General features: G+C 45.9%; 8 protein-coding genes and 1 pseudogene. 3 read left to right on the top strand and 6 right to left on the bottom strand.

The annotated features are described in order from the left end of the window. Positions 1–189, top strand: a pseudogene (locus tag L3V31_RS20800) (hypothetical protein); the annotation flags it as partial. Between the two features lie 89 nt (positions 190–278). On the opposite strand, the gene fre reads toward L3V31_RS20800, so the two are convergent. The 6 genes from fre to trxA all read right to left on the bottom strand — a co-directional run bounded on the left by fre (position 279) and on the right by trxA (position 6,106). Beyond that, entirely contained in the window at positions 279–992 is a 714-nt protein-coding gene (fre, locus tag L3V31_RS20795; protein WP_237318960.1) for an NAD(P)H-flavin reductase, read from the bottom strand. A 14-nt stretch (positions 993–1,006) separates the two neighbouring features. Continuing rightward, positions 1,007–1,276, bottom strand: coding sequence for a 2Fe-2S iron-sulfur cluster-binding protein (locus tag L3V31_RS20790; RefSeq protein WP_237318958.1), 270 nt, complete (start codon positions 1,274–1,276; stop codon positions 1,007–1,009). Beyond that, complete coding sequence (gene ubiD / locus L3V31_RS20785; RefSeq protein WP_237318956.1) at positions 1,273–3,126, bottom strand: 4-hydroxy-3-polyprenylbenzoate decarboxylase; 1,854 nt, start codon at positions 3,124–3,126, stop codon at positions 1,273–1,275. Before ubiD ends, L3V31_RS20790 begins: the two co-directional genes overlap by 4 nt. Positions 3,127–3,221: 95 nt before the next feature. Then, a complete protein-coding gene (locus L3V31_RS20780; protein WP_237318954.1) occupies positions 3,222–4,217 on the bottom strand; it encodes a hypothetical protein in 996 nt (331 codons plus the stop codon). 107 nt (positions 4,218–4,324) lie between these two features. Then, entirely contained in the window at positions 4,325–5,584 is a 1,260-nt protein-coding gene (gene rho / locus L3V31_RS20775) for a transcription termination factor Rho (protein WP_237318952.1), read from the bottom strand. A 195-nt stretch (positions 5,585–5,779) separates the two neighbouring features. Then, entirely contained in the window at positions 5,780–6,106 is a 327-nt protein-coding gene (gene trxA / locus L3V31_RS20770; protein WP_014233348.1) for a thioredoxin TrxA, read from the bottom strand. Positions 6,107–6,217: 111 nt separating this feature from the next. Here trxA and rhlB point away from each other — a divergent pair, with 111 nt between their 5' ends. Then, positions 6,218–7,531 carry an ATP-dependent RNA helicase RhlB gene (gene rhlB, locus L3V31_RS20765; protein ID WP_237318950.1) on the top strand — a complete coding sequence of 438 codons (1,314 nt, stop codon included), beginning with the start codon at positions 6,218–6,220 and terminating at the stop codon, positions 7,529–7,531. 19 nt (positions 7,532–7,550) lie between these two features. Then, positions 7,551–9,044: a guanosine-5'-triphosphate,3'-diphosphate diphosphatase gene (gene gppA, locus L3V31_RS20760; RefSeq protein WP_237318948.1), complete on the top strand. Its 1,494-nt coding sequence runs from the start codon at positions 7,551–7,553 to the stop codon at positions 9,042–9,044. The last annotated feature ends 28 nt before the right edge of the window (positions 9,045–9,072 follow it).

Below are 9,072 nucleotides of genomic sequence, written 5' to 3'. Positions count from 1 at the left end.
AGAAGTTTTTCTCTCAAAGCGGAGGTGCATTCTAGCGATTTGGTTGTTAGTGTCAAACACTTTTTTCAACTTATTTTCGTAGAAGCTTTTTACCTCTCCGACCCTGCTGAAGCCTTATCGCGTCTGCTGTGTCGGTGGATGCGCATTATAGGGAGTTACGATTGGAGCGCAACCTTTTTTTTGAAATAAAACCAAAAAAACGAGCACTCGATGATTATTTAATCAAAAACGTAAAAAAGAGGATAAAAAACCCTCTTTTTATACCATAAAAGCCCTATTTAAATGAAAGCGTACGCGTCAGCATACATACGTTCGCTTTTGGCTTGCTTATTCTGAGTAAACTGTTCTCGAGCTGCACCCGCCATTTCAAAGCGCCCTGCAATATAGATATCATAGTCTTCCAGGCTTTCGAAATCGTCACTGACTGCTTGTAGTACGTTTCCAACTCTACCTTGCCACTCAGCGGGAGCCTCTTCTACTACAGGAATAAAGTGAACGTTCGAAAACTTCTCTGAGATATCGATAAGTTCATCTTTTGCGTATAACTGGCTTTCATCACGAGCACCCCAGTATAAATAGATTTGATTGGTCTTATTCTGAGCTACACAATGATCTAAGATCGAGCGAACGTAACTGAATCCCGTCCCCCCAGCAATCAGTAATAGAGAACGCTCGCTATCTTCTTGAATCCACGCATCGCCGTGAGGCGCATCAATTTCAATATCATCACCCGATTCTAATGCCGCTTTCATCGCTTCAACGACTTCTATTGCGTAAGCGTTATGTTCTGCCGCACCAATGTGCAGTTCCAACTCGCCTTCATGTCGACACGGGCTACTCGCGATAGAAAATGGGCGCTTATCTTTCTCGCCCATCACAACCATAAGGTACTGACCAGCTTTGAAAGCCACTGGTGACTCTGGGTGAAGTAGAATTTGATAAGTATTACAAGCTAACGGCTGAATAGACTTTACTTTACATTGGATGGTCATGATGTCCCTCTCGCTTACTCATCAAAAGTAAGCACTAAATTACTTTCTGTATAGGCTTGGCAAGGAAATATCCAACCTTGCTGCTGTTCTTTGTCGGTTAACATAGGTTCTAGGTGATAACTCACCTCACCCGATATCTTTTTACACATACACATGGCACAAGCGCCAACTCGGCAACGATGAGGGAAGCGAATATTATTGTTGAGCGCAGCTTCCAACACCGTCTCCCCAGCTTCAACCTCAAATGATACGTTTATAGGAAGAAGGAGGACTGTATGACTCATAGAATACCTAACTGGCCCCAAATCTCATCAATTTTAGCGACAAGTTTAGGATCTTTTTTAATCGGAATACCCCATTCACGCGCTACCTCAGATTCAAACTTATTGGTCGCATCGAGTCCTAGTTTTGAACTGCTCGACGTACTTCCTCGAATTTGAATTGTATCCCTATCAGGATCCATACGCGTAGTGACTGCCCAGATAATGTCATTCCAGTCTCGTGCATTGACGTCGTTATCACATAGGATAATGAACTTGATGTCTGTGTAATCAGCAAAGTATTCCCACAGGTTTTCAAGTAATGCTTGAGACTGCCCAGCTTCGTCTTTCTTCATGGTTACCACAGCGAACTGGTTGTTTGCTGCCGGAGGCAGATAGATATCGACGATGTCAGGACGCAGTGCTTTTAGTGAATCTAAATCTGCTTGAGTAATCGGTTTGCTTTCTGAAGTATTGACTTGCGCGCGAGCAGCAAGCTCCGCTTCCCATTTAATGGTCGCATCTAGCCCCATTTTGGAACCCAAGCCAACAACTGGAGAAGCAAAATCAAGGGAGTCTATCGGCGTGTTATCAATCATTACAGTATCACGCACTGGGTCCATATTCTCAGTCATGGCTTTAATCACGTCATTCCAGTCACGTGCGTTTACCGACTCATCACACACTACCACAAACTTGGTATACATAAACTGACGTAAAAAAGACCATACACCCATCATGACGCGCTTTGCATGTCCCGGATATTGCTTCTTCAACGTGACAACCGCCATACGGTACGAACAACCTTCCGGTGGTAAATAGAAGTCTTCTATTTCCGGAAATTGCTTTTGCAGAATAGGAACGAAGACTTCGTTCAAAGCCACACCCAGAACTGCTGGCTCATCCGGCGGACGCCCGGTGTATGTACTGTGATAAATCGGGTCTTTACGCATGGTGATATGAGTAATGGTAAAGACGTGGTGCTTTTCTTTTTCGTTGTAGTAGCCTGTGTGATCGCCATAAGGACCTTCATCAGCAAACTCAGTCGGGTCGATATAACCTTCCATCACAATCTCAGCACTCGCTGGCACTTCCAGTTCATTACTGATGGATTTGACGACTTCCGTTTTGCTGCCACGCAATAAGCCAGCAAAAGCATATTCTGACAACGTATCTGGTACTGGTGTCACAGCACCAAGAATCGTGGCAGGATCCGCACCGAAGGCAACCGATACTGGAAATGGCTTGCCTGGGTTGGTTTCCATCCAGTCACGAAGATCAAGCGCACCACCTCGGTGTGCCAGCCAACGCATAATAATTTTGTTTTTAGCGATTTTCTGCTGCCGGTAGATGCCAAGATTCTGGCGTTTTTTATTCGGCCCTTTAGTCACCGTCAGGCCCCACGTTAATAGCGGCGCGACATCTTCAGCCCAGCAGCTCATTACGGGAATTTTATCCAAATCGACTTCATCACCCTGCCACACGATTTCTTGGCAAGGCGCTTTACGAAGACGCTTGGCTGGCATGTTCAAGACTTGCTTAAATACAGGCAACTTCTCTAATGCATCTTTGAAGCCTTTCGGCGGCTCAGGCTCTTTGAGGTAAGCCAAGAGTTTTCCAACTTCGCGTAGTTCTTTTACGTCTTCACGTCCCATACCAATCGCAACCCTTTCCGGGGTACCAAACAGGTTGGTTAAAACCGGAACATCGTAACCAATAGGGTTTTCGAATAATAATGCAGGACCACCAGCGCGCAGAGTACGATCGCTGATTTCTGTCATTTCATAAGCGGGATCGACTGGGTGAGTAATGCGCTTGAGTCGACCATTCTTCTCTAAATGGTCAATATATTCGCGTAAATCCTTAAAACTCATAGGCCTTCATGACTGCTGACTGATTAAACTTTTCGCAGTATAACAAATAGGAGGACACTAAGGTCCTCCTATTTTGTGTGGGTTTAAGCGTGGAATTACTTCAGAACTTGTTCGATTTGACGCACTTTAACCTGATGGTTCCCCGAGACTAACTCTTTAAGCCAGTGTTGATGCCCCTGTTGCGCTAGCTCTCTCGCCACTAGTGTCGCTTCTCCAGACAGCGCCATTTTGGCAATTAAGAACTGCTTCACCTCAGGGCTTAATGGATAGGCTTTGGTTAAAAGGCCGATAGCATAAGGTTTGAGTGTTGGATTAACCGTTGAATTCATCAACTGTTGCAATGAAAATGCATCGCCCATTTTGGCTAATCGTTCCAGTTCTGCGTGACTATTGTAGTCGGCACGCATCCGCCACAACAGGTCGTACATTGTTTCGTCCTGACTCACCTGCGCTAAACGAGCAACCACCGCTGTAGATGGTAACCAACTGGTTACATCTATTTGAGTCAACTGCACGGTTAACGCATTTAATGCGCCGGGAGACAAGCTATCTAGTTCGCGAATCAATAATGCCTCACGAGCCTGTGTTTGTTGTGAAGTACCAGCCGTTAACCACTGGCTGAGATCGAGCTCTTTACGCTCCGCTTGAAGAACAAACTCTAAGGTGTTCTGGTCTTGCTTCCAGCGCTTAATCAAACGGCTTGCAACTGCAGGAAAGTTAAAAGCTGGCACAGTGAATTCGTAACCATCACCACGCTCGAGTATTTGATAAGTGGGAGTAATACGGCTTTGTGATTCAACAAAAAGCGCCATACGCGGCGTAAGAATCACGTCTTGCTGTTCTAGTTTTTCGAGTAAACGGAAGCGCACCACCTCTTGTTGAGGTAACGCCAGTCGATTGAGGGAAAATTTAAGCGAGTCAACCTCATCCCTGACAACATATTCTAGAAGTTCAGAGACTTTGGTTTGTATTTGGGTATCCTGAAGCCACTGTTCTACCACAGACTCCTGCATTTCCTTCGCAGACGCGGTCATAGGCATGGTCACGAGTGACAAACTCAGGAGTAATGACGACAACATTCCTTGTTGCATGTTAACCTCCCGATAACATTAGTCCTCATTTTGATGCTTCTATCGGTAGAAAGCAATAAAAAAGCCACCATTATTTATGGTGGCTTTTCAAAATAAGAACTCAGCTGTTATTGACGACGCATTGCATCAAAGAACTCATCATTGGTCTTGGTCATCGCTAGCTTATCAATGAGGAATTCCATTGCGTCGATTTCACCCATCGGGTGAACAATCTTACGCAGAATCCACATTTTCTGTAGTTCGTCATTTTTAGTCAGTAGCTCTTCACGTCGAGTGCCTGAGCGGTTGAAGTCAATCGCTGGGAAGACACGCTTCTCTGCAATCTTACGGTTCAGGTGCAATTCCATGTTACCTGTACCTTTAAATTCTTCGTAGATAACTTCATCCATCTTAGAACCAGTATCGACTAGCGCTGTTGCGATGATTGTTAAGCTACCGCCTTCTTCTACATTACGTGCCGCACCGAAGAAACGCTTAGGACGGTGTAGTGCGTTCGCATCCACACCACCTGTTAGTACTTTACCTGATGAAGGTACAACCGTGTTGTAAGCACGTGCCAGACGAGTAATCGAATCAAGCAGGATAACCACGTCTTTCTTGTGTTCTACCAAGCGCTTCGCTTTCTCGATAACCATTTCCGCTACTTGAACGTGACGAGATGCTGGCTCATCAAAAGTAGAAGCAATCACTTCACCTTTAACCAGACGTTGCATCTCAGTTACTTCTTCCGGACGTTCGTCGATAAGAAGTACCATCAGTTCACACTCTGGATGGTTGTAAGCGATACTTTGTGCGATGTTTTGCAGAAGCATTGTCTTACCCGCTTTTGGCGGAGCAACAATCAAACCACGTTGGCCTTTACCAATTGGCGATGCCAAATCTAGAACACGTGCTGTGATATCTTCTGTAGAACCGTTACCGCGCTCCATCACCATGCGCTCATTGGCATGCAGAGGCGTTAAGTTCTCAAAGAGAATCTTGTTACGCGCGTTATCAGGCTTGTCGTGGTTAACTGTATTAACTTTTAGTAGTGCGAAGTAACGTTCACCATCTTTTGGTGGACGAATTTTGCCGGCAATTGAGTCACCAGTACGCAAGTTAAAGCGACGGATCTGACTTGGCGATACGTAAATATCATCAGGACCAGCTAAATATGAGCTATCCGCACTACGCAGGAAACCAAAACCGTCTTGCAGAATTTCCAGAACCCCATCGCCAAAGATGTCTTCGCCGCCTTTCGCATGCGCTTTTAAAATCGCGAAGATGATATCTTGTTTTCTTAAGCGCGCTAGGTTCTCTAATCCTAAGCTTTCGCCCAGTTTTACAAGGTCAGACACAGGTCTGTTCTTCAGTTCGGTAAGGTTCATGGTAGTGGATTCTTGTTTAGTCAAAATAAGATCTGTTTTCTAGTTAAGATGGATTTGGTCACAGGATCGACCAAGAAGAGAAATTTGTTCAATTAACGCGCGATAAGTTAGCACTAATTAATATTCTAGTCCAGAGTTAGAAAAACAAAACCGTGCATTGATGGTTGCACGGTTTTATCTGTAATCACTTGGTGATTATATGTTTGCGTCCAAAAACTCTTTAAGTTGAGTTTTAGACAAAGCACCAACTTTCGTTGCCGCTACGTTGCCATCTTTGAATAGCAGTAGCGTTGGAATGCCACGAATACCAAACTTAGGTGGTGTGCCTGCGTTATGGTCGATGTTTAGTTTACCGATAGTGAGTTTGCCTTCGTACTCTTCAGCGACTTCGTCCAGGATAGGAGCGATCATCTTACAAGGACCACACCATTCTGCCCAAAAATCTACTAATACAGGGCCTGCAGCGTTGATTACATCGTTTTCAAAACCGTCATCAGTTAGCTGCAAAATCTTATCACTCATCTTCCACTCCAATGTGTTTTTCGAAACTGGTTGGATGATAACCAGTAATTTGATGCCCTATTGGAATGTATTTACTTTCGTAATGCAAGCTTTAGCTGATATTCTATAGCCATGAAAAAGACGCATATCACAGAGCAAAAGTTCGCCGATTTGGGGTTAGAGCCCCAAGTTATTGATGGATTGGATAAAAAAGGGTTTGATTTTTGTACCCCTATCCAAGCCTTGGCGTTGCCGGTACTGCTCACCGGCCAAGACATCGCAGGCCAGGCCCAAACGGGCACTGGTAAAACACTCGCGTTTCTCACTGCAACCTTCAACCACCTTATGACGACACCGGAGCACGAAGGTCGCCAACCAACACAACCACGTGCCATCATTATGGCTCCAACGCGTGAATTGGCGATTCAGATCTATAATGATGCTGAAACTCTGATTGCAAGCACGGGTTTAAAAGCCGCACTGGCTTACGGTGGCGAAAGCTACGACAAGCAGTTGGCTAAGCTCCAGGACGGTGTAGACATTCTGATTGGCACCACAGGCCGTATCATCGACTTCTACAAGCAAAAAGTCTTTAACCTAAATAACATTCAAGCGGTTGTGTTAGATGAAGCAGACCGTATGTTCGACCTGGGTTTTATTAAAGACATCCGTTTCTTGTTCCGTCGTATGCCAGAGCCAAAAGAGCGTCTGAACATGCTGTTCTCAGCGACGCTGTCTTACCGCGTACAAGAACTTGCCTTTGAACACATGCACAACCCAGAACATGTCGTGGTAGAACCAGAGCAAAAAACTGGCCACCGTATTCAGGAAGAGCTTTTCTACCCATCTAACGAAGACAAAATGAAGCTTCTTCAGACACTTATTGAAGAAGATTGGCCAGATCGTGCCATTGTATTCGCCAACACCAAGCACAAATGTGAATCCGTTTGGGGTCACCTAGCAGCCGATGGTCATCGTGTTGGTCTATTGACTGGTGATGTACCACAGAAGAAGCGTGAAAAGATTCTTGAGCAGTTCACTAAAGGTGATGTGGATATCCTAGTGGCGACGGATGTGGCGGCTCGCGGCCTACATATTCCTCAAGTAACACACGTATTCAACTATGATCTGCCAGACGATTGCGAAGATTATGTACACCGTATCGGTCGTACCGGTCGTGCAGGTGCGAGCGGCAACTCTATTAGCTTTGCTTGCGAAGAGTACGCGATCAACCTACCTGCGATTGAAGAATACATTGAACACGCCATCCCTGTATCGGAATACGATGCGTCAGCTCTAATCCAAGACCTGCCAGCACCAATCCGTATGCGTGCACCACGAACGCAACAACGCCGTACGAATACAGGTGGTACTCGCTCTGGTAACCGCAAGCAACAAGGACGTCGTCCTCGTCAGCCGCGCCAATCAGCGCCAAAACAATCTTAATAGGAATCTGAATCCGTATATGAATCAAGCAGGATCATCACCGCTATACGCTGCCATCGACCTCGGGTCGAACAGTTTTCACATGCTCGTTGTGCGTCACATCGATGGCAGCGTTCAAACAATGGCTAAAATTAAGCGCAAAGTTCGTCTCGCGGCGGGCTTAGATGAACATAATTCTCTTAGTATGGAAGCTATGCAGCGAGGATGGGACTGCTTAAGTCTATTTGCGGAACGCTTGCAAGATATTCCTAAACAAAACATTCGTATCGTCGGTACCGCGACCTTACGTACTGCGACCAATGTAGATAAGTTTCTCGACAAAGCACGTCAAATTCTTGGTCATCCGATCGAAGTTATCTCCGGTGAAGAAGAAGCCGCCACTATCTATAAAGGCGTTGCTCACACTTCTGGAGGCAGTGGCCGCCGCCTTGTGGTCGATATTGGCGGAGCCAGTACGGAACTTATTATCGGAGAAGGATTTGAAGCCAAAGCACTCACCAGTTTAAAAATGGGCTGTGTGACCTGGTTGGAGAACTTCTTTAAAGACCGTCAGCTGAATGCTCGTAACTTTGATGCCGCCATTGAAGGCGCAAAACAGACTATCAAGCCGATTTTAGAGCAGTATATCGACTTGGGTTGGGATGTTTGTGTCGGGGCTTCTGGTACCGTTCAGGCGCTACAAGAGATAATGCTGGCACAGGGAATGGACGAAGTAATTACTCACTCCAAACTCAAGCGCCTGCAAAAGCAAGCCATGTTAGCTGATCATTTAGAAGAGCTCGACATCGAAGGTTTGACGCTTGAGCGTGCGCTGGTCTTCCCGAGTGGTCTCTCCATTCTGATTGCTGTGTTTGAGTTACTTGAGATCGATGCAATGACCCTTGCAGGCGGCGCTCTGCGTGAAGGTTTGGTGTATGAAATGGTCGAAGAATTGCGCCAGAACGACATCCGATCACGCACTATCTGCAGTGTTCAGGGTCGTTATCAACTAGATTGCGAGTACGGTGAACAAGTGGCAAACCTTGCAAGTAAGCTATTGCAACAAGCCGGTGGTGAAGCGTGGATTGCAGAGCCTCAGGGTGAAGTTCTACTGGAAACCGCAGCCAAGTTACATGAAATTGGCTTGACCATCGACTTTAAGAAAGGTGGTGAGCACAGTGCATATTTGCTTCAGAACTTAGATCTACCGGGATTCACACGCGCGCAAAAGTTCTTTATCGGTGAGGTAGCCCGCCGTTACCGTGAGCAGCTCACATCTTTACCTGAGCAACATGCCCTATCTGGTAACAGCGCAAAACGTGTATTACGTATACTGCGACTTGCAGTGCTGCTTACCCATCGCCGTAATCCAAACTTAGAACCTCAAGTAACACTTTCGGCACAAGGTGACAACTTGACGCTAGGTATCGACGCAAAATGGTTAGAGGAAAACCCGCTCACTGCAGCAGAGTTGGAAATTGAATCGAACCGCCAGACTGATATCGGCTGGCCATTAACGATTTCAGCACTCTAAATAACGGTTAAAAAAGGCTCCTTTGGAG

This window comes from Vibrio sp. J1-1 (assembly GCF_021728395.1).
GTDB lineage: Bacteria > Pseudomonadota > Gammaproteobacteria > Enterobacterales > Vibrionaceae > Vibrio.
The sequence above is the reverse complement of the archived record's forward strand: the minus strand, read 5'-3'. Positions and strand labels throughout refer to the sequence as shown.

What these genes read in the sequence shown, in the direction of transcription:
- fre (WP_237318960.1), bottom strand. Translation starts at nt 992, where the DNA reads ATGACCATCCAATGTAAAGTAAAGTCTATTCAGCCGTTAGCTTGTAAT.
- L3V31_RS20790 (WP_237318958.1), bottom strand. Translation starts at nt 1,276, where the DNA reads ATGAGTCATACAGTCCTCCTTCTTCCTATAAACGTATCATTTGAGGTT.
- ubiD (WP_237318956.1), bottom strand. Translation starts at nt 3,126, where the DNA reads ATGAGTTTTAAGGATTTACGCGAATATATTGACCATTTAGAGAAGAAT.
- L3V31_RS20780 (WP_237318954.1), bottom strand. Translation starts at nt 4,217, where the DNA reads ATGCAACAAGGAATGTTGTCGTCATTACTCCTGAGTTTGTCACTCGTG.
- rho (WP_237318952.1), bottom strand. Translation starts at nt 5,584, where the DNA reads ATGAACCTTACCGAACTGAAGAACAGACCTGTGTCTGACCTTGTAAAA.
- trxA (WP_014233348.1), bottom strand. Translation starts at nt 6,106, where the DNA reads ATGAGTGATAAGATTTTGCAGCTAACTGATGACGGTTTTGAAAACGAT.
- rhlB (WP_237318950.1), top strand. Translation starts at nt 6,218, where the DNA reads ATGAAAAAGACGCATATCACAGAGCAAAAGTTCGCCGATTTGGGGTTA.
- gppA (WP_237318948.1), top strand. Translation starts at nt 7,551, where the DNA reads ATGAATCAAGCAGGATCATCACCGCTATACGCTGCCATCGACCTCGGG.